This window comes from Lentilactobacillus laojiaonis, assembly GCF_020616595.1.
In the GTDB taxonomy this organism is placed as follows: Bacteria; Bacillota; Bacilli; order Lactobacillales; family Lactobacillaceae; genus Lentilactobacillus; species Lentilactobacillus laojiaonis.
In genome coordinates this window covers 360,492-380,084 of record NZ_CP085278.1, presented here as the reverse complement: position 1 = coordinate 380,084, position 19,593 = coordinate 360,492, and the positions used below count along the sequence as shown (strand labels likewise).

Here is a 19,593-nt window from a genome sequence, read left to right as displayed (position 1 = left end):
ATTTATTAACGACGTAATCCTAAACTCTTGATTAAATCACGGTAACGTTGAACATCAGTTTTACGTAAGTAAGCTAATAAGTTACGACGGTGACCGATTTTTTTCATTAATCCACGTTGTGAGTGGAAATCTTTTTTGTGATTACGCATGTGTTCATTAATTTCATTAATGTCAGCAGTTAATACGGCAACTTGTACTTCAGTTGATCCAGTATCGCCTTCGTGACGTGCATATTTCTTAATAATATCGTTTTTTTCTTGTTGAGTTAATGCCATAACATTTTACCACCTTATATTTTTATAATCCTATAACTGAGTCAAAGACAGTGGCATCTAAAAACTAAGTAATAGGTATGCATTTATATGCATTTTCTAGTTTACTATAAATGAATTTAATTAACAATAGTATTCTTAACTTTCAGATTAACTTGCATTAACGTTAGTGGTTTTGTATAATGGAATTTGTTGAAATTTGAATTTTATTTAATGCATAAGCCGGAGGTGAAACCATGCCAATCATCAAATCTGCCATCGAACGTGTTAAAACTAACGAAAAAGCTAACCGTCGTAACTCAGAACAACGTAGTACTATGAGAACTGCTGTTAAGAAGTTTGAAAAAGCTCAAGCAGCCGGTGCAACTGATGCAGCTCAATTATACACTAACGCAATTAGTGCAATTGATCATGCAAAATCAAAAGGATTAATTAAAGCTAACAAAGCATCACGTGAAAAATCACGTCTTACTTCAAAATTAGCTAAATAATACTTAAGAACTAAAAAAATCCCACTAGTTAACTAGTGGGATTTTTTTAGTTCTTCGAGTTAGTAAATTTAAACATAAATAATTCAAATAATAGTTCTGGGGATTGATTGCTTGTCTTAAGTGACTTTTCAATTTCAACTAAACCTACATACGCTTTTTCTAAACTTTCGTATTTAAACCGTTTAATTGTTTTTAATGCTAAAGTTATACGATATGGATGAACCTTTAGCACACTAGCCAAGCTCCCCTGTGAATATCCATGATTTGATAAAATCATAGTTTGAATTAATAACCTAAATTGTTGAATTAAAACTGCGTTAATTTTTAATGGATCTTCTTTATTAGATAGTAGATCCTTATAAATCTCATTTGCTTTGGTAATTCTTTGTTCTAAAACTACATTAACTAAATCAAACACATTTTGTTCCATTGATTGACTTACAAGGCCTTTGACTGCCTCAATATTTATTTCTCGAGATTTTGAACTATATAAAAATAATTTGGGTAATTCATTCATAATTTTGGATAAATTTCCACTTGTTAATATAAATAGCTCATTTAAAGCATCATTAGTAATTGTAAAATCTTCTTTTGAAATTTCTTGCAAAATAATATTTTTTATTTGCGATTCTGTCATTTTATTAATCTCAACAACTTTTGCATTTTGCTTTAATAGTTTAGTAAGCTTTTTTCTAGAATCTAACTTTGGATAACTCGCAAAAATCAAAAAGATCGTTGATTCCTGGGGGTGACTTAAATATTCATATAAATCATCCAAATTATGTTCAATTTTATTTTTAACTTTCTGGCCAGCTAAAAAATATGGATTAGTAATAATAACCAATCTTCGATCACCAAAAAATGATATGGAATTAGCATCATTAAGTGCCTCACCAATTGGAGTATCTTCCATGTCATACACCCCAACATTCATTGATAGTTCTTCTTCTGGAATTTTACTAATAAATAATTTTTTTATTTCATCAGAAAGGTATTTCTGATCTCCTAATATTAAATAAACGGGGGCTAGTTGATTGTGATCAATTTCATCTTTTAATTGTTGATAGTCCATAAAATCCTCTTTACTTTGTTTTTTTAAAAATACCATACTGATTGTTTTTATAAAGGTATTGAATCATCCCTGATTTCTGGGTATTTAAAATCCTAATATGTAACTGATTCAGTGTATCAATAGTTGGCTAATTAGGATGATGATATCGATTGTTTTTACCAGCAGATATGATTCCGTAAGCCGGATTAACCTGTCTCACAAATTTTGGATTTGAAGAAGTCTTACTGCCGTGATGACCAACTTTTAATACATCTGTTTTTAAATTGGGATACTTATTAAGTATTTGTAATTCTCCCTTTTGATCAAGATCACCCATAAATAACCAATTTAATTGACCAAAATTTCCGCCTAACACCATCGAGTCTTTATTTTCACCCAATCCGGAAGTAAATGGATGATAAATTTTTAAAGGCATTTTATTAATCATATAAGTATCATTTACCGGTAATACCTTGGTGTTAGATGACAACTTAGTTATTCTATTTTTAAATGCCTGATTTTTTTGCATCCCCATCGGAATTACTAAATTATTAATTTTCATTTTATCAATAAATGCAACTACATCTCCAGAATGGTCAGCGTCTTGATGACTTAAACATAAATTATCAATTTGCCGAATACCAATACTTTTCAAATAATTTATTGATGTAAAATTAGCATTATAGCTTTGGTAACCCTTAGTCCACTTTTCATTGGTAAATTTCAGTTTTCCACCGGTGTCAATTATTGTAACATTTCTATTAAACGGAGTTCGAATTAAAAAGCTATCTCCCTGACCTACATCAAAAGTGGTTACTTCTCCGGTAACGGGATAATGAATAAAAATATAAGTGCCAAAATAGACTAAAAATAAGCAAATTACATACTTGGACTTGTCAAATAATATAATTAATAGCGTTAAAGTTATTAATACGCAAATAATCACTAAACAGGGCTTGCCAAAAACAATCTCTCCAGGTAAACTGCTAATTTCGTTAAGAGTATCATTAAATAGCTTTAAAGGATACTCCAAAATAATTAATTTGCTGATATTAATATTCGCTAATAATATACTAACAAATAAATATGGAAATACTACTTTTTCAAAAAATGGCATTAAAATAATTGTAATCATTAAGCCTAAGATGTGCCATTCATATATATTAAATATTATAAGTGGTAACGTTAATAAATTTAGACAAATTGTTTGCTTAAAATAATTTTTTTCTCCAGTCACTAATAATCCGAATGATAATAAGTAGCTTAGCTGATTAGAGAATAATAGTAATGCTGTCGGCAATATTAATAAATTAATAATTAGTGTGAGACTCCAAGCATCTACTTTAGATAGACCATAACCAAGTTGCCTAGAAATTATTAGAATTAAAGCCATTACAGTTGCTCTAAAAAGACCTGGTGACTCTCCGGCAAAAATATAATAAATTAATAAAAATAGCACTTGTAAGAGACTACTAAGTAAATTATTACATTTACTTAGTATTTTTTTTAATAAATTCAAAAAATAATAAACATGAAACCCTGAAATGCTAAAAAGATGTAATAGACCTAGTTTTTTTATTCCGACTAACTCATCATAAAAATCTGGTTCCTTTACGCCGACAATTAAACCCTTGCAATAAGTCCTCATTGTTGGTGGTAATTTTTGGCACCAATGATTAAACTTCCTTCGGAATTTAGTGATTTTTTCAATAATTCCTATAGAGGGTGTTTTTTTAACTTGATAGATTTTTGTAATTTTTAGTGATTGAAAAATTTTTTGACGATAAAAATATTGTTTTAAGTTAAATTGATTAACATTAGTAGGTTCATCAATAGAATTTAATTTCCCTTCAATATGCATTATAAACGGATCATTTGATAATTCGACTAATTCTTTTTGTGACTTATTCTCAAAAAACCCATAAAAGTTTATATTATGTCCTCGAATACGAACTTTTCCACTAAAACTATTTCCATTTATCTTAATATTATTAGGATTAACTCTAATGATGCTAATCAGGGATTCGTTACTTAATTTATCATTTTTTTGATTATTATATGCTCCGATTGAGATACCTAGTAATATTAACCCTATCGCACACGTTAAATAAAGCATTCGATATTTAAGCATTACAATCCTAAAAATAACTAGCAATACTCCTAGTAATCCTAATACTAAATGTCCATAAATGGTTAATGTCACCATCAATAATAATAAGGCCACTAATATCCACGTATTTTTTATCATTATACACAAATCAAACTTTTTAAATTTGCTAAAGTTTTTTCGCCAAAACCAGGAACCTCTTTTAATTCATCAACTGTTCTAAATTTTCCATGTGATTTACGATATGAAATAATTTGGCTAGCCTTCTTCTCACCAATACCATTTAATTCCATAAGCTTTTCAGCATTAGCAGTATTTAAATTAACTTTAGAACTATCAGTTGCATTAGTACTTTCTCCACCTTCAGAATTACTTTTATTGGTTCCACTATTTAAGTTGCTAAACTGCGTAAGACTACTTTTAACTTCTCCTTTAATAGGTACATATATAATTTGTTGATCAGTTAATTTTTGAGCCAAATTAATATGCTGTTTGTCTGCCGAGGAACTAAATCCACCGGCTAGTTTAATGGCATCAATTGATCGCATACCCATTTTGACTTGGTATACTCCTGGAGAATTTACCGCACCCTTAACATCTACATAAACAATTTTGCTATTGTCGTTAGAATTATCACCAGAATTATTTTTTACAACACCATCTGAACCGGATGAATTAGCCATAGTTTTAGTAATCGTTGCCTGGTCATTTCTTACTGGTTGCTGAGATTTTTTATTTAACATTCCCATTATCAATATACCAAACAAAATAATTACCACTAACATCCCTAATAGGATTTTATAAAGGTGGTCCTCTATAAAATCCTTAACTTCATCTATAAAATTGTTCAATATTCTTCACTCCTTTAATACTAAATACGAAAAAACGAGACTAATTAATTTAGTCTCGTTAGCTAAGTTTATTAATCGCATCTTTAAAAGAAGTTACTGGAATTACTTTCATAGTGGGTGCATATTTGCTAGCAGTTTCTTTAGCAAGCTGGTAATTAGTTTTATGGTCTGGTTCTAATTTTAGAACGCTTTTACTTGGCTTAACATAGGGGGCTAAAAATACAGTAGCTCCATTTTTATAGGCTGCTATAATTTTTTTATCAATTCCTCCAATTTCACCAACTTGGCCATCCTTATTAATAGTTCCAGTTCCGGCAACAACTCGATTTTTTCGAATATTTTTTTGTGTTAGTTGTTCATAAACTTGTAAAGTAAACATCAGTCCGCCCGATGGTCCACCAACATTACCCGGATTTACCTTAACCGGTACTGAAGGATGAATCTTAAAATAATCAGTTAAGGTAATTCCCAAGCCATAATTACCATTAACCAATTTAGTTAATGCTCCCGTTGCTGTTTTTATTTGGTTATTGCGTATAAATTGAATTTTAACTTTTTGTGATTTCTTAAGATTATTAATGTAATTTACATATCCTAAAGAATTATTAAAGTGATGGTTATCAATCTTAGTAATTACATCACCCACTTTTAATATGGAATTAAATTTAGAGGATTTTGCGATATCTAAAACATAAATCCCTTGATAATGTGTACTAATTTTATAATTGGCCGCCTTAAAAGCCGTATATATTGCCGTATTTATAGAGCTTTGCATATAGTATTTTTGAACTTTTTCATATGAGTCATCATCCTGTCCTGGACTCATAATTTCATCAGCTTTTTCAACGGTATAAACTGGATTCACCTTAGCAATCAAATAACTTAAAGGATGAGCCCTAGACAAACTAACTGAAGTTAGTAAAAATTTTCCATTATATTTATCTGGATGGTTTTTAATTTTAACAATTTTTGAAATTTCCGAAGCATCACCAGGTCCTTCCAAAAAACTATTCATTGGATAAAATAAAAGTACCATAACTCCTATTAATGTCACCACTAAGGCGGAATATCTAATTAAAATTCTTTTATTTTTCATAATAAATTGAATTCCTTAGTTAAGTTTTTAGCAACTAATTTGGTTACTAGGCCATCCAAATTACCATGGTAGCGAGCAATTTCCTTAATCATACTAGATGAATAAGATCTATATTTAAGATTAGAAGGTAAAAAGATCGTTTTAATTTGTGGAGCTTGGGTTTGGTTTAAATCTGAAATTGCTAATTCATAATCTAAATCCGTTCCGTTTCTAATGCCTCTTAATAAGGCATCTACTTGAAGTTCATTGGCCAACTGTGCAGTCAATTTATCTTCAGTAATAATTTTTACATTGGGTAAATTTTTGACAGCATCTTCAATAAAATTTCTACGATCGTTTATCGAAAAAGTGTATTGTTTTTTCGTATTGTTACCCACTGAAATATATACCAATTCAAATATTGAACTGGCTTCCTTAATCACTTCCAAATGGCCATTAGTAATCGGATCAAAACTTCCGGCATATAATACCTTAGTCATTTAACTCACCTTCATATCGATAGATAAATAAATTGGTTAACCCATATTCTTTAAATTTAATCAGTTTACAATTTAAATATTCACTTGGTAATTCAACGGTATTATCAGTTTCACATACAATCGTAGCCGATGAATTTAATAGACTTAAATTAATTAATTCATCAATATCTTTTAACATTCTTTGATCCTTATACGGTGGATCTAAAAATACCATATCAAATTTCAATTCACCACTTAATTTTTGTAAAACTCGTTTAGAATCACCCTTCATAACCATAAATTTATCAGTATTATGGGTTTTTTCAATATTACTATTAATTGTCTTAATCGCCTGAAATTGACGATCAATTAATACTGCTTTATCCATTCCCCTAGATACTGCTTCAATGCCTACTGCTCCTGATCCTGCATACATATCTAAGAAAACGCCACCGTCAAAATATGGTCCAATCATACTAAACAATGATTCTTTAACTTTATCAGTTGTTGGTCGAGTTAAATTACTCTTTACCGAATCTAATCTTATTCCACCAAATTCTCCTGAAACTATTCGCATTTCTTAACCTCATCAATCTTCTAGATCAACTTTAAATATAGATTCTTCAGTATTTAAAGCTAATATTTTATCTTCTAAAGTATTAATTTTTGATATAACCACATGTTTTACATATCTCTGACTTGATATATTTTTAATGGTTTCTTCGGTTTTCTCATCTTGGTCTATATACAACATTGCATAACGCATCTTTTTAGAAACATACGTTACTGAGCCAAAATTCTTTAAATTTTTAACTTGTTTAATTGAGTATAAATATACAATTAAACCCTGTTTGTCACGTATCTTCAAATCCATGATTTCTCCTTTACTAGCTTAATTAAGACTGTCGTTTTTGTCTTCGGCTAATATTTAACACCGTTCCAATACTTAATGAAAGGGTGATAATACTTGATCCTCCATAACTAATGAACGGAAAAGTAACCCCGGTAATTGGAATTAAGCCAATTACCCCACCAAAATTAAAAAATACTTGGATAGTTAAATAAGCAGCAACTCCATAACAAATTAGGCTTTGATACGTACTAGTATTTCGAATTCCCAACAATAAAATTCTTAAGATTAATATAGCCATTAAAGCTAAGACAATAAGAACAAATATCATTCCTAATTCTTCACTCATAATTGAAATAATAAAATCAGTGTTGGGCTCTGGCAAATATCCAGTTTTTTGAATACTATTACCTAATCCCTTACCAAAAATTCCACCATTACTAATAGCATAATAAGAGTTAATTAGTTGTTGTCCAGACCCATTCTCAAATTTAAATGGATTAGAAAATGAGACAATTCGCTGTAGTCCATACCAATTACTTTTACTTAAATTAGAACTAGATACAATAAACAATCCAAATGCAATCGCTGAAATGCCTAAGCCAATAATTGTCGCAGATTTTTTCCACGATACCCCGTTTGCTAAAATCATAGTTAAGGCAATTATAAAACATATTGTCGCATTACCCGTATCCGGTTGAATAAGGATTAATAGTATTAATATAATTACTTGGCAATAGGTTTTTATAATAGGATTGTTACGCAAACTAAATATTTTCCCATATTCCAAAATTTCGTCTTCATTTCGAGAAATTACATCTGCTAAATATATGATAATAAAGTACTTTATAAATTCAGCCGGCTGAATATTAATTGGTCCCAGTTGGATCCATCCCGCAGCCCCATTAATTGATTTACCAACAACTCTCAATCCAATTAACACAGCTAAAAACAAACCCCAACCTAGATTTAGTGCAACCATATTTTGTAATTTAGATAGCTTTATCCTAGTCATTATAAAAACAATTACTAAACTTACTACCACAAACATACTTTGTTTAATTAAGTAACTAGTGGGAGACCCACCGTTTTGTGTTCCGATATTTGCACTCGCTGAATATACCATGATTATTCCAATTGTACATAACACTATGTATGGAATAAATATTAAATAATCAATATTTTTTAATCGCGTCATTCCAATAACTCCTAAAATTAAATTAAACACTAGATAATTCATTATATCATAGCAAAATTGCACAAAATAAAAAGCAAAGAACTTTTAAAAGTTCTTTGCTTTTTTAATTTATTATCCGTTATGACGACGGCGTTTGGCTTCTTTTTCACGAGTATTAGTATCAAGTGTTTTCTTACGAAGACGAACAAAGTGTGGAGTAATTTCACACAATTCATCTTCATTAATGAATTCAAGTGATTCTTCAAGTGAGAAATGAGTAGGTGTCTTGATTCTAGCCATATCATCTGAACCAGAAGCACGAACGTTAGTAAGGTTTTTACCCTTAGTAATATTAACTGAAATGTCATTTTCACGACTATTTTCACCAACAATCATACCTTCATAAACATCAGTACCTGGATCGATAAGTAAAGTACCACGACTTTCAAGACCCATCATAGCATAGGTAGTTGATTTACCAGCGTTCATAGATACTAAAGTACCTTTTTTACGTCCTGGATTCCAGTTTTTAATAACTGGCATGTATTTTTCAAAAGTATGGTTCATGATTCCGTATCCACGAGTAATTGATAAGAATTCAGCAGAATAACCAATTAAACCACGTGATGGTGCTAGGAAGGTTAAACGAGTTTGACCATTACCAACACTTTCCATGTTTTGCATTTCAGCTTTACGTTGTGCAAGAGTATCAATAATTGAACCAGTATATTCATCTGGAGTATCAATTTGAACAGATTCAAAAGGTTCTGATAAAACTCCATCAATATCTTTATAAATAACTTCAGGACGTGAAGCTTGTAATTCAAAGCCTTCACGACGAAGAGTTTCAATTAAGATTGAAAGATGTAGTTCCCCACGACCAGAAACGATCCAAGAACCAGGAATATCAGTATCTTCAACACGTAATGAAACATCAGTGTGTAATTCACGTTTCAAACGTTCGCTTAATTGTCTAGCGGTAACAAATTTACCATCTTGACCAGCAAACGGTGAAGTATTAGTACCAAAAGTCATTTGTAAGGTTGGTTCATCAATACGAAGAATTGGTAAACCTTCTGGGTTAGATGGATCAGTAACAGTTTCACCAACACTAATTTCATCCATACCTGATAAGGCAATTAAATCTCCGGCTTTAGCTTCTTGAATATCTTCTTTCTTTAATCCAAAGAATCCCATAAGTTTAGTTACACGGAAGTTTTGAGTTGAGCCATCAAGTTTCAATACGCTAACGCTATCTCCAACTTTAATAGTTCCTCTAAATATACGACCAATACCGATACGACCAACGAAATCATTATAATCAAGCATAGCAACTTGGAATTGTAATGGTTCGTCAGAATTATCAATTGGTGCAGGAATTTTATCAACAATTGTATCAAAAATTGGTTTCATAGTATGTTCTTGAGTACTTAAATCAGAATCATAACTAGAAGTTCCGTTCATTGCTGAAGCGTAAATAACTGGGAAATCTAGTTGATCTTCATCAGCACCTAATTCAATAAATAAATCAAGAACTTCATCAACTACTTCTTCAGGTCTTGAGCCAGGACGGTCAACTTTATTAATAACTACGATTGGAGTTAAGTGTTGATCTAAAGCCTTTTTCAAAACAAAACGAGTTTGAGGCATAGTTCCTTCGAAAGCATCAACGACAAGTAAAACACCGTCAACCATTCGCATGATACGTTCAACTTCACCACCAAAATCGGCATGTCCTGGGGTATCTAAAATATTAATTTGTTTTTCGCCATATCGAACAGCAGTATTCTTTGAAAGAATGGTAATACCACGTTCTTTTTCTAAATCATTAGAATCTAGGGCACGGTCTTCGATTTGTACGTGTTCATCTAATGTATCAGATTGTTTTAATAATTCATTAACCAAAGTAGTTTTACCGTGGTCAACGTGAGCAATAATGGCAATGTTACGGATGTCATCTCTTGTTTTCAAGTTGTCTGCTTCCTTTCGGTTTTAAAATTCACTTTTTTTATTCGTTAAATAGAACTACCACATAAAAAAACTGTGACCGTGGCCACAGCTTGATTATCCTTTCAAAATTGAAAGAATATCGCGATGTGTATTTTTAGTTGAAATTAACACTAGATTCGATGATATCATATCTATGGGTTCACCGTCAATATTAGTTATTATTAGTCCTAACGGTTGACCACAAGCTAATCCAGCAGCAATGTCCCAAGGCTTTAAGTAAGAAATATAGCCTACCAATTCGCCTTTAATTACTGAAATTATATCTAAACCAGCGCTTCCATATATTCGCATACCTAATGATTGTTTAGCAATTGCTTGCATTTTAAAAACATCGTTGAGTACTAAAGGACCACTTAACCCAACTAACCCTTCACTTAGATGCGTATCAACTGGTGGAGCCAGTAACTTATCATTATTAAATACTCCTATGCTACGACCGCCAGAAATTAATTCATCTTTCATTACATTATATATATATCCAAGTTCGGCATTTCCATCAATATATAATGAAATCATCATGGCAAAGTGATTTCCTTGTTTTACAAAATTCATGGTCCCATCAATCGGATCAACTATCCACACATGACCATCTAAACTAGTCACGTGGTCACCAAAACCTTCTTCTCCCATAATCTTTGCATCTGGGTCAAATTCTCTAATTTTATTTACTAAAAAATTTTCATTTTGTTTATCAATATTAGTTACTAAATCTTTGTTACTGGTTTTAGTATTCACAACAATTTTTTGGTGCATTTGACTAAGCACGTTACTACGCGCTTCTTTTAGCCATTTTTTTACTTCAACATCAACTAGTTTTAAATCCAAATTAAGTCAACTCCTATAGTTTAACCATCTTATTACCCTGTTGTGCTAATTTGATGACCTGATATGGTTCATACGAAGATTCATTTTTAAACTGTTTTTCCAATTGCTTTTGCTCCATCTTACTAGGTACGACTTGCCGGTAATCGTTATATGCTGATTTAACTGCACTAGCTAGCACACCATCTTTGTTCTCATAAGCTAATTCCACTTGTTGGAAAAATTTAATTACTGTATTTATTTCATCGATATTCCAATCACTCATTATTGGATATTGATAATTCTCATTCAATTTGAATACCTCATTTGTCTTTTATTAATTTTAATTATAAACTAAAAAAGCTAATATTAATAATAGGTAGCTAAATTAGTGATATATAAATATTTTAATCTTTTGGATTAGTATTTTTTATATAATTAAGATAAAATGATTACAAAGAAGTTTGGAGGAAATTTTTGTGTTTTTAATGAAAGATATTGTTAGAGATGGCGATCCCGTCTTAAGAAAGCGAGCAGAAAATGTTCAATTTCCACTTAGCGATGAAGATAAAAAATTAGCAGAAGATTTAATGGAATACTTGGTAGTTAGTCAAGATCCCGAATTATGTGAAAAATATAATCTTAGAGCCGGAGTTGGTTTAGCTGCTCCTCAAGTTGGTGTATCAAAAATGATGGCCTCAGTATTGGTACCTGCTGAAGATGAAAACGATGAACCAGTTTTTAAAGACGTTATTATCAACCCCGTAATCGTTTCAAATTCCGTTCAAAAAGGTGCCCTTACTGAAGGAGAAGGCTGTTTATCTGTTGATAAAGATATTCCTGGTTACGTACCACGATCAGCTAGAATAACTTTAAAATATACTGATGTCGATGGTAAAGATCACAAAATTAGATTAAAAAATTATCCAGCAATTGTTTGCCAACATGAAATTGATCACCTACATGGTACTCTATTTTATGACCATATTGATAAAGACGATCCATTTAGTAGAACTGATGATGAAATCTTTATTTATTAATAAAAAGCGAATGAATTAATTCATTCGCTTTTTTATTTTAATTTATTTAAGTCTTCTACATATTCAATGGTCTTTCGATTATTTAAATAAGCTACGTCAAAATGAATCAATCCTTCTCTTTGCCATGTATCCGTAACTTTGAATATTGACTGACTGCCAATATTCATTAAACTAGTAGCGCTATATTCCGATAAGCCATCATCCAACATAGTCTTAAATTCTTCCATTTCTATATTAATGTTATTCTCCGGAATAACAAACTCAAAAACCAGCATTCCCTTTCCCCAAGCATCCGCAACCATCGAGTCATTTAACTGAGATTGAGTTATTGTCACCATATCATTTTGATTTAACTTTACCAATGTTTTATTAACTGCTAGTTTTACAATTTCTGTAGCAATTAATTTACGCCGTCTTTCTGGAAGCTTAATTATAAAATAATTAAACAACTTAAAAAGTATGAATGCTAATAAAAATCCAATCAACATTTCAAAAATTAGATTCATACATCTCACCTTCTTTAAATAAATTTTATCATTTATTAGTTTTATTCCATAATATAGTAACTTTATATACTTATTTTTTATATTATGGTAAACTACTTTTATTAGTTGTTTGCTAACAACCACTTGTTCGTAATGAAATTGGAATAACAATTTCTAAAAAAATTAATTAAAAGGAGTATTTATTTTATGATTTATAAAGTTTTATATCAACCAAATATGAAACAAACCCCACGTCGCGAAACTACTCAATCTCTTTACATGGAAGCTAACAGTGAAGTTGAGGCTCGCGAAATTATCCGTAAGAACCATGACTACAATATTGAATTTATCGAACCACTAGAAGGTAACCATCTAGAATACGAGCAAAAAAATCCTGATTTTAAAATAACGGAGTTTAATAAATAATGAAAAAACTAAACGTCAAGAATAATGAAGCTGCAATCTATGGCGTTGGTGGTTTAGGAGAAATTGGTAAAAACACTTATGGTATTCAATTTCAAGATGAAATTATTTTAATCGATGCTGGTATTAAGTTTCCAGAAGATGAATTATTAGGTGTAGACTACGTAATTCCAGATTATCAATATATCGTTGATAACAAGGATAAAATCAAAGCTTTAGTAATCACTCACGGACACGAAGATCATATCGGTGGTGTCCCTTACCTAATTAAAGCCTTGAACGTTCCAATTTATGCTGGGCCATTAGCCATTGCACTTATAAAAAATAAATTAGAAGAACATGGTTTATTAAATTCGGTTGAATTACACGAAATTAATGAAAGTACCGTTCTTAAATTTAGAAAAACAAAGGTCTCGTTTTTCAGAACTACTCACTCAATCCCTGATACATTAGGAATTGCTGTGCATACTCCGGTTGGTGTAATTGTAGAAACTGGGGACTTTAAATTTGATTTAACTCCAGTTACTAATACCCCACCAGATTTACAGGCTATGGCTAAACTAGGTGCTGAAGGTGTTTTATGTTTAATGTCTGACAGTACTAATGCTGAACGCCCGGTATGGACTAAATCTGAAAAATGGGTTGCTAATTCTATTGAAAGAATTTTTGATAAGGTTGAAGAACGAATTATCTTCGCTACCTTCGCATCAAATATATCACGTATTAAAACTGCGTGCGAAAATGCTTTAGCACATCACCGTAAAATCGCAGTATTTGGTCGTAGTATGGAAGCTGCCATTGTAAATGGTCGTGAACTAGGATATCTAGATATTCCTGAGGATGCTTTTGTTGATAGCTCTCAATTACAATCACTTCCGGCTAATAAAACGATGATTTTATGTACTGGTTCGCAAGGTGAACCAATGGCTGCCTTATCAAGAATCGCTAATGGAACTCACCGTCAAATTTCTATCCAACCTGGTGATACTGTTATCTTTTCAAGTAACCCAATTCCAGGAAATACCACTAGTGTAAATAGTGTTATTAATAAACTAGAAGAAGCTGGAGCTACAGTTATTCATGGTAAAGTTAATAATATCCATACTTCTGGACACGGTGGACAAGAAGAACAAAAACTAATGCTTAGATTAATGAAACCTAAGTTCTTTATGCCAATTCATGGTGAATATCGAATGCTTAAAATTCATACTGAATTAGCTGCCCAATGTGGTGTACCTCTAGAAAATAGTTTTATTATGCAAAACGGTGATGTTTTAGCACTTTCTAAGGATACTGCCCGAGTAGCAGGACATTTCCAAGCTGGCGATGTTTACATTGATGGTAATGGAATTGGAGATATTGGTAACGTAGTTTTACGTGACCGTCAATTATTGTCCGAAGAAGGAATTGTAGTTGTAGTAGCCACTATTAATCTTAATAATCAAGAAATTCAATCTGGACCTGATATTTTATCTAGAGGTTTTGTATACATGCGAGAATCTGGTGAATTATTGGATGAAGGCCGTCGATTAGTATTTAAGACTATACGTAAAGCCATGCGCAATAAAAAAGTCACGGAATCATCAATTCGTACTGCAATTATCGATGACTTACAAGAATTTTTATATAATAAAACTGAACGCCACCCTGTAATTTTGCCAATGCTGATTATGAACGACAGCAGCAATCATAAAGGGTAGTTTTCAAAGAACTATGAATTAAATTTCATAGTCCTTTTTTTATATCTGGAGGTATATTTTGTTAAACAAATACTTTATAATACTAAATGAATACGCTGGATCTGGAAGAGTCAAGGTAACTTGGCAGGATATCAAAGAAATTCTAGATAGCAAAAAAATAAATTACGTAGTTTATTCTACCCAGTATCCTCAGCATGCCACTGAATTGGCTCGCGAAATAATTACAGCATTACCAGAAAAGTTGAATTTTCGCCCTATAATTTTAGCTATCGGTGGCGATGGCACCCTGCATGAAGTTCTTAATGGTTGCGTTAATTATTATCGGGAAAATCCGAATGGTGTACCGGTTCCCCTATCCTATATTCCATTGGGTACTGGGAATGATTTCGCCAGAGGCGCAGGAATCCCCAATAAATGGTTAACCGCATTAACTAATATTTTAAACTGTAAATCTGAGAAATTGATTACTATCGGATCCTACACTAACCATTTTGATAATTCTACTGGGTATTTTTTAAATAATTTTGGAATTGGTTTTGATGCTAGTATTGTAAAAGTTACCAATCATTCTAAGGTAAAATCTAATAAAAGAACCAATAAATTTAGTTATATTCTAAATACTTTAAAAGTTTTCAAACAATTTAAATCGTTTGAAATTGACATTTCGGTGGATAATCATACCCATCACTTTAATAATGCTTATTTAGCAACTATTTCTAATCACCCTTATTTTGGCGGCGGAGTTAAGATTCTTCCCCCTGCTTCTATAACTGATAACAACTTAGATATGATTATTATTGAAAAACCAAAATTTTGGCAACTGATTTACTTACTACTTACCATTCCCTTTGGAAAGCATCTAAATGCTAAGTTTGTAAATCACTTTCATAGTTCTAAAGTCAATGTTAAAACTAAATTACCACAAACAATTCAAATTGATGGTGAGGATCAAAGTAATCAATCATTAAATTTAACTTTTACTACTACTCATTATCCATTTTGGATTGAATAACTACTTAATAACATAGAGGTTAAAAATGCTTTCTACAAAATACCTATTACTTCAACCCACACTTGCATCAGCAATTGGCGAATCATTGGAATTTTCTAGTAAAATAGATCATACTAATCCTAATTCAATTACCGGTTTAAATGATGATTTAGTAATCGGAAGTTGGTCAAAAGAAACGTCTTTAAAACTAGCATCGTTATCTAGTCTGGCTTACGGGTTCTCACTAAATGACTTAATGCTAAGATATACTAATTGGCTGAAATTTGGCGACTATACTCCCTTTGGTAAGACATTTCAAGTGGATGATACTATTAGAAGTTCTATTAATAAATTTAACCATGGTGTAGACCCCTTAAAGTGTGGCGGTGATGTAAACGACAATAGTGGATTAATTAGAATCACTCCCATAGCGTTCTTTCTAATTAATAAGTATCAAGATAAATATGCATATAATGATGAAGTTGCTGAGACTATTCATAGTTTTACTAAGGTAACTCATTGCAACCCACTTAGTTCAATAACTGCTGGTATCTACATTAATGTAGTTGCTAAGTTATTCATTGATCCAACCAAGCAGTCAATCAAGCGTGGAATTAACGAAGCACTTAACTATTATAAAACTAAGCCAATTTTTAATACGTTAACCCACTGTTTTGAACATCTTAGGGATGATGCCTTCTTTAAACTTCCCTATGAGCAAGTTAATGCATCTGATAATGCAATTGATACTTTAAATGCTGTTTTTTGGTGTATTTTTAACTCCGATAAATATCTTATAGCAGTTAAACGAGCAATTAATTTTGGTGACCATACTGTTATTACAACTCTAACCTCTATGATTGGTTCCGTGTTATACAGTCCTGTATATTTTCCACATAAGTGGATTGAACAATTGAACGGTAGAAGTCTAATCAATCAAATTGTGCATAATGCCCTTATCTCTAATAACTTCTAAAAAAGAGGACTACGCCTACTGGCATAGTCCTCCTTTTTAATCTTCTGAAGCTTCTACAGCTGCTAAAATATCTGCTAATCTTTTACATTCAACTACTAGATCTCCCATTTCCCCACTAAATTGTGGAAAAAATACTTCAGTTTTATTATTATCTGGTTTGGGTGTGATTACTTCTTTTTTACGTAATTCATCTAATTTAGCAGCAGCTTCATTGTATTCATTAATAATTTCTTCTTTATTGCTCATTGTTTCCACCTCTATAAATCATCTGGCTTTTTTCTATACAAGCAATATAACACTCTTAATACTGTTTGTTAACCGTATTTAAAAATTCAATTCTAAAAAGTTACGCCACTTTCTAAAATGATATTAGAAAATGCAGACATTTCACCAGTACGAATAAAGGCATGTGTTTTTGCTAAATCTGCTTTTAATTGAGTATGAGGTACAAATTCTATTTCTACGTCTGGCATAATATCTTTAATTGCTTGTAACTGATCAGGATTATCAGTTTTAATTTCATTAGCTAAATAAATTTTTTGTACCTTTAATTCAGTTAACACGTTAGATAAAACTTCGGTAAAACTTGGTAGTTGCTCAGAAACTGCTAAATCAATTTTTTTAGTTCCCATTGGTACTGGCATACCAGCATCTCCAATTGATAGCCAATCCATATGACCCATATTTGCAATTTCACTAGCGATTTCAGAATTAATTACGCCGGATTTTTTCATTTAAATTCTCCTATTACTCGTTAATATTATTCATAATTTGTTCTTTGGTTGGAATGGATGGTAAAGCCCCCAATCCTTGAACTGTAATTGATGAAGCTTTTTGTGCATAAATTAATGCATCTTTTATGTTTGATAAATCTTTATTTAATTGTGAGGTTAATGCACCAATAAAGGTATCACCAGCAGCAGTTGTATCAACCGCTTTAACTTTAAATGCTGGAACAAATCCTTCTTCTTCATCAGTTGAGAAGAAAGCACCTCGGTCACCTACAGTAATGATTAAATTACTTGCACCCATTTCTTTAAATTTCTTAGCATTTAAACTCATGGTGTTTTCATCTAGAACTTCAATTCCTGTAAGGGTAGCACTTTCAGTTTCATTAGGAATAATTAAATCCGTTACTGATAAGATTTCTGGGATAATTTTTGCGGCAGGTGCTGGATTTAAAATCGTAACTGCTCCGGCTGCTTTTGCTTTCTTAAATACTTCTAAAGTTACCTCTTGTGGAGTTTCAAATTGGGCAATAACAAAATCGGTATCTTTTAATAGTTCATCAGCTTGGTTTACACAATCAATCGTCATTGATTGGTTAGCGCCACCATATACCATAATACTATTTTGTCCTACTTCATTTAATAAGATAACAGCTGACCCAGTTCCTTCATCATCAACAATATTAATATGATCGGTATTAACATTATTATCTTTTAATGTTTTAATCATTAACTGTCCGGCCTGATCATTACCAACTTGACCAATAAAACTAGTTGTTGCACCTGAACGTACTGAAGCAATGGCTTGATTAGCTCCCTTACCACCAGCTGAATTTGTTTTGCTTTTCGCTGTAATGGTTTCACCAGGTTTTGGCATTTCTTCTACATGTAATGTTGTATCAACGTTTAGGCTTCCTAAAACCACAACTTTATTTGTCATAAATAAACTCCTTAATGTTTATAAATTGATTCAATTAAAACCTTACACTCAACATAATATCAAAGATAGTCATAATAAACAACGCCAAAAAAATTATTTCACAATGTTTTTTACACTATCACGATCCATTAAAGTTACTGGTAAAATAACTTTCTGTGGTCGTAAATTTTTATTATTAATTCTTTTAATAATTAAGTCTGTGGCTTTTAAACCCAGTTCAAACGAAGGTTGATGTACCGTCGTTAATTTTGGCGACATATAGGTTGCCAAATCAATATCATCATATCCAATAACTGATATATCATCCGGAATTTTTTTACCCGCTTCTTTTAGACCACGATATATTCCTAATGCCAATTCATCATTAATTGTAAATACAGCAGTTATATCTAAGTCAAGTAAATCCTTAGCTATTTCGTAGCCACCCTCTTTAGATAATTCTGCTTCAATAATGTTTTCAGGACTTATTTCAATTCCATATTTCAATAATCCATTTTTAAATCCAGATTCTCGATTAACTACATTAGCTGCAGGATCTTTTACGGTAACTAAGGCAATCTTAGTATGCCCACTTTTAACTAATTTTTCTGCTGCTAAATTACCACCTTCCGTATCCATTACGTCAATTTGATCACCAACTAATAGGGGATCTTGATTAACTAATAAATATGGTAAATCGTTTTGATTTAAAAGGTTATCTATATAATCTAGATCTGAAAGTGCAGCTGTGATGATCATCCCATCAGCTGCTCTACGAATCGACTCTGTTAAATACTGAGTCTCTACATCTAAATTATTATTGGTACCAAATATCAACGGCATATAATTATTTCTGATAGCTGATGCCTGCACGCCTTTTAAGAATTTGGCATAGTAGGGATTTCCAACATCCGGAACAATAATTCCAATGGTCCTTCCGTTTTTCTTTATTAAACTTTGAGCATTGTAATCTGGGACGTACCCCATATCACGCTGTAATTGCTTAACTTTTTCAACGGTCTTATCACTAAAACGTTTTTCCTTACCGTTTAAAATTTGAGAAACTGTCGTTACTGAAACTCCCGCTTTTCGCGCTAAATCAGTAATGGTCACTTTTTTATTCATTAGATTCTCCTATTTGATTACTAATAACAATATAAGTATAAC

23 protein-coding genes are annotated in these 19,593 nt (G+C 31.6%); 6 read left to right on the top strand and 17 right to left on the bottom strand.

The genetic code is table 11. The features are described from left to right. Window positions 1–5 precede the first annotated feature (5 nt). On the bottom strand, window positions 6–275 hold the full coding sequence (gene rpsO / locus LHL71_RS02015; protein WP_227361370.1) for a 30S ribosomal protein S15: 270 nt from the start codon (window positions 273–275) through the stop codon (window positions 6–8). A 233-nt stretch (window positions 276–508) separates the two neighbouring features. Between rpsO and rpsT the strand changes: the two genes are divergently transcribed. Next, entirely contained in the window at window positions 509–763 is a 255-nt protein-coding gene (gene rpsT / locus LHL71_RS02010) for a 30S ribosomal protein S20 (protein WP_227361369.1), read from the top strand. A 46-nt stretch (window positions 764–809) separates the two neighbouring features. Here the strand turns inward: rpsT and holA are convergent, their stop codons facing one another. From holA to LHL71_RS01955, 11 genes are all read right to left on the bottom strand, one after another. Beyond that, window positions 810–1,835, bottom strand: a complete 1,026-nt coding sequence (holA, locus tag LHL71_RS02005) for a DNA polymerase III subunit delta (protein WP_227361368.1) — start codon at window positions 1,833–1,835, stop codon at window positions 810–812. A 127-nt stretch (window positions 1,836–1,962) separates the two neighbouring features. Continuing rightward, complete coding sequence (locus LHL71_RS02000) at window positions 1,963–4,062, bottom strand: DNA internalization-related competence protein ComEC/Rec2 (RefSeq protein ID WP_227361367.1); 2,100 nt, start codon at window positions 4,060–4,062, stop codon at window positions 1,963–1,965. Further along, window positions 4,062–4,772 carry a helix-hairpin-helix domain-containing protein gene (locus tag LHL71_RS01995; protein ID WP_227361366.1) on the bottom strand — a complete coding sequence of 237 codons (711 nt, stop codon included), beginning with the start codon at window positions 4,770–4,772 and terminating at the stop codon, window positions 4,062–4,064. Before LHL71_RS01995 ends, LHL71_RS02000 begins: the two co-directional genes overlap by 1 nt. Window positions 4,773–4,830: 58 nt before the next feature. Beyond that, window positions 4,831–5,868 (bottom strand): SepM family pheromone-processing serine protease, encoded by a 1,038-nt coding sequence (locus LHL71_RS01990; protein ID WP_227361365.1) that lies wholly within the window; start codon window positions 5,866–5,868, stop codon window positions 4,831–4,833. Next, window positions 5,865–6,347, bottom strand: coding sequence for a pantetheine-phosphate adenylyltransferase (gene coaD / locus LHL71_RS01985; protein ID WP_227361364.1), 483 nt, complete (start codon window positions 6,345–6,347; stop codon window positions 5,865–5,867). The genes LHL71_RS01990 and coaD overlap by 4 nt, the downstream gene beginning before the upstream one ends. Further along, a complete protein-coding gene (gene rsmD, locus LHL71_RS01980; RefSeq protein WP_227361363.1) occupies window positions 6,340–6,903 on the bottom strand; it encodes a 16S rRNA (guanine(966)-N(2))-methyltransferase RsmD in 564 nt (187 codons plus the stop codon). Before rsmD ends, coaD begins: the two co-directional genes overlap by 8 nt. Before the next feature lie 12 nt (window positions 6,904–6,915). After that, window positions 6,916–7,194, bottom strand: a complete 279-nt coding sequence (locus LHL71_RS01975) for a YlbG family protein (protein WP_227361362.1) — start codon at window positions 7,192–7,194, stop codon at window positions 6,916–6,918. Between the two features lie 28 nt (window positions 7,195–7,222). After that, window positions 7,223–8,374, bottom strand: a complete 1,152-nt coding sequence (locus LHL71_RS01970) for an FtsW/RodA/SpoVE family cell cycle protein (RefSeq protein WP_227361361.1) — start codon at window positions 8,372–8,374, stop codon at window positions 7,223–7,225. A gap of 111 nt (window positions 8,375–8,485) precedes the next feature. Continuing rightward, window positions 8,486–10,324: a translational GTPase TypA gene (gene typA, locus LHL71_RS01965; RefSeq protein WP_227361360.1), complete on the bottom strand. Its 1,839-nt coding sequence runs from the start codon at window positions 10,322–10,324 to the stop codon at window positions 8,486–8,488. 93 nt (window positions 10,325–10,417) lie between these two features. Next, window positions 10,418–11,188, bottom strand: a complete 771-nt coding sequence (locus LHL71_RS01960) for an inositol monophosphatase family protein (RefSeq protein WP_227361359.1) — start codon at window positions 11,186–11,188, stop codon at window positions 10,418–10,420. Window positions 11,189–11,201: 13 nt separating this feature from the next. After that, window positions 11,202–11,477, bottom strand: a complete 276-nt coding sequence (locus LHL71_RS01955) for a UPF0223 family protein (protein ID WP_227361358.1) — start codon at window positions 11,475–11,477, stop codon at window positions 11,202–11,204. Between the two features lie 166 nt (window positions 11,478–11,643). Here LHL71_RS01955 and def point away from each other — a divergent pair, with 166 nt between their 5' ends. Further along, a complete protein-coding gene (gene def / locus LHL71_RS01950; protein WP_227361357.1) occupies window positions 11,644–12,204 on the top strand; it encodes a peptide deformylase in 561 nt (186 codons plus the stop codon). 32 nt (window positions 12,205–12,236) lie between these two features. Here def and LHL71_RS01945 read toward each other — a convergent pair whose 3' ends face one another. Further along, complete coding sequence (locus LHL71_RS01945; RefSeq protein WP_227361356.1) at window positions 12,237–12,710, bottom strand: hypothetical protein; 474 nt, start codon at window positions 12,708–12,710, stop codon at window positions 12,237–12,239. Between the two features lie 186 nt (window positions 12,711–12,896). On the opposite strand from LHL71_RS01945, the gene LHL71_RS01940 reads away from it, so the two are divergent. From LHL71_RS01940 to LHL71_RS01925, 4 genes are read left to right on the top strand one after another with little or no spacing between them, the layout of a single operon-like run. Then, complete coding sequence (locus LHL71_RS01940; protein WP_227361355.1) at window positions 12,897–13,115, top strand: DNA-directed RNA polymerase subunit epsilon; 219 nt, start codon at window positions 12,897–12,899, stop codon at window positions 13,113–13,115. Next, window positions 13,115–14,812 (top strand): ribonuclease J1, encoded by a 1,698-nt coding sequence (rnjA, locus tag LHL71_RS01935; protein WP_227361354.1) that lies wholly within the window; start codon window positions 13,115–13,117, stop codon window positions 14,810–14,812. The genes LHL71_RS01940 and rnjA overlap by 1 nt, the downstream gene beginning before the upstream one ends. Before the next feature lie 58 nt (window positions 14,813–14,870). After that, window positions 14,871–15,824: a diacylglycerol/lipid kinase family protein gene (locus tag LHL71_RS01930; protein ID WP_227361353.1), complete on the top strand. Its 954-nt coding sequence runs from the start codon at window positions 14,871–14,873 to the stop codon at window positions 15,822–15,824. A 25-nt stretch (window positions 15,825–15,849) separates the two neighbouring features. Next, complete coding sequence (locus LHL71_RS01925; RefSeq protein ID WP_227361352.1) at window positions 15,850–16,779, top strand: ADP-ribosylglycohydrolase family protein; 930 nt, start codon at window positions 15,850–15,852, stop codon at window positions 16,777–16,779. Window positions 16,780–16,815: 36 nt separating this feature from the next. Here the strand turns inward: LHL71_RS01925 and LHL71_RS01920 are convergent, their stop codons facing one another. The 4 genes from LHL71_RS01920 to rbsR all read right to left on the bottom strand — a co-directional run bounded on the left by LHL71_RS01920 (window position 16,816) and on the right by rbsR (window position 19,551). Continuing rightward, window positions 16,816–17,025, bottom strand: coding sequence for a hypothetical protein (locus LHL71_RS01920; protein WP_227361351.1), 210 nt, complete (start codon window positions 17,023–17,025; stop codon window positions 16,816–16,818). Window positions 17,026–17,117: 92 nt separating this feature from the next. After that, on the bottom strand, window positions 17,118–17,513 hold the full coding sequence (rbsD, locus tag LHL71_RS01915) for a D-ribose pyranase (protein WP_227361350.1): 396 nt from the start codon (window positions 17,511–17,513) through the stop codon (window positions 17,118–17,120). Window positions 17,514–17,526: 13 nt separating this feature from the next. Continuing rightward, complete coding sequence (gene rbsK / locus LHL71_RS01910; protein ID WP_227361349.1) at window positions 17,527–18,447, bottom strand: ribokinase; 921 nt, start codon at window positions 18,445–18,447, stop codon at window positions 17,527–17,529. A 93-nt stretch (window positions 18,448–18,540) separates the two neighbouring features. Further along, window positions 18,541–19,551, bottom strand: coding sequence for a ribose utilization transcriptional repressor RbsR (gene rbsR, locus LHL71_RS01905; protein ID WP_227361348.1), 1,011 nt, complete (start codon window positions 19,549–19,551; stop codon window positions 18,541–18,543). Between the last annotated feature and the right edge of the window lie 42 nt (window positions 19,552–19,593).

What these genes read in the sequence shown, in the direction of transcription:
- rpsO (WP_227361370.1), bottom strand. Translation starts at nt 275, where the DNA reads ATGGCATTAACTCAACAAGAAAAAAACGATATTATTAAGAAATATGCA.
- rpsT (WP_227361369.1), top strand. Translation starts at nt 509, where the DNA reads ATGCCAATCATCAAATCTGCCATCGAACGTGTTAAAACTAACGAAAAA.
- holA (WP_227361368.1), bottom strand. Translation starts at nt 1,835, where the DNA reads ATGGACTATCAACAATTAAAAGATGAAATTGATCACAATCAACTAGCC.
- LHL71_RS02000 (WP_227361367.1), bottom strand. Translation starts at nt 4,062, where the DNA reads ATGATAAAAAATACGTGGATATTAGTGGCCTTATTATTATTGATGGTG.
- LHL71_RS01990 (WP_227361365.1), bottom strand. Translation starts at nt 5,868, where the DNA reads ATGAAAAATAAAAGAATTTTAATTAGATATTCCGCCTTAGTGGTGACA.
- coaD (WP_227361364.1), bottom strand. Translation starts at nt 6,347, where the DNA reads ATGACTAAGGTATTATATGCCGGAAGTTTTGATCCGATTACTAATGGC.
- rsmD (WP_227361363.1), bottom strand. Translation starts at nt 6,903, where the DNA reads ATGCGAATAGTTTCAGGAGAATTTGGTGGAATAAGATTAGATTCGGTA.
- LHL71_RS01970 (WP_227361361.1), bottom strand. Translation starts at nt 8,374, where the DNA reads ATGACGCGATTAAAAAATATTGATTATTTAATATTTATTCCATACATA.
- LHL71_RS01945 (WP_227361356.1), bottom strand. Translation starts at nt 12,710, where the DNA reads ATGAATCTAATTTTTGAAATGTTGATTGGATTTTTATTAGCATTCATA.
- LHL71_RS01940 (WP_227361355.1), top strand. Translation starts at nt 12,897, where the DNA reads ATGATTTATAAAGTTTTATATCAACCAAATATGAAACAAACCCCACGT.
- rnjA (WP_227361354.1), top strand. Translation starts at nt 13,115, where the DNA reads ATGAAAAAACTAAACGTCAAGAATAATGAAGCTGCAATCTATGGCGTT.
- LHL71_RS01925 (WP_227361352.1), top strand. Translation starts at nt 15,850, where the DNA reads ATGCTTTCTACAAAATACCTATTACTTCAACCCACACTTGCATCAGCA.
- LHL71_RS01920 (WP_227361351.1), bottom strand. Translation starts at nt 17,025, where the DNA reads ATGAGCAATAAAGAAGAAATTATTAATGAATACAATGAAGCTGCTGCT.
- rbsD (WP_227361350.1), bottom strand. Translation starts at nt 17,513, where the DNA reads ATGAAAAAATCCGGCGTAATTAATTCTGAAATCGCTAGTGAAATTGCA.
- rbsK (WP_227361349.1), bottom strand. Translation starts at nt 18,447, where the DNA reads ATGACAAATAAAGTTGTGGTTTTAGGAAGCCTAAACGTTGATACAACA.
- rbsR (WP_227361348.1), bottom strand. Translation starts at nt 19,551, where the DNA reads ATGAATAAAAAAGTGACCATTACTGATTTAGCGCGAAAAGCGGGAGTT.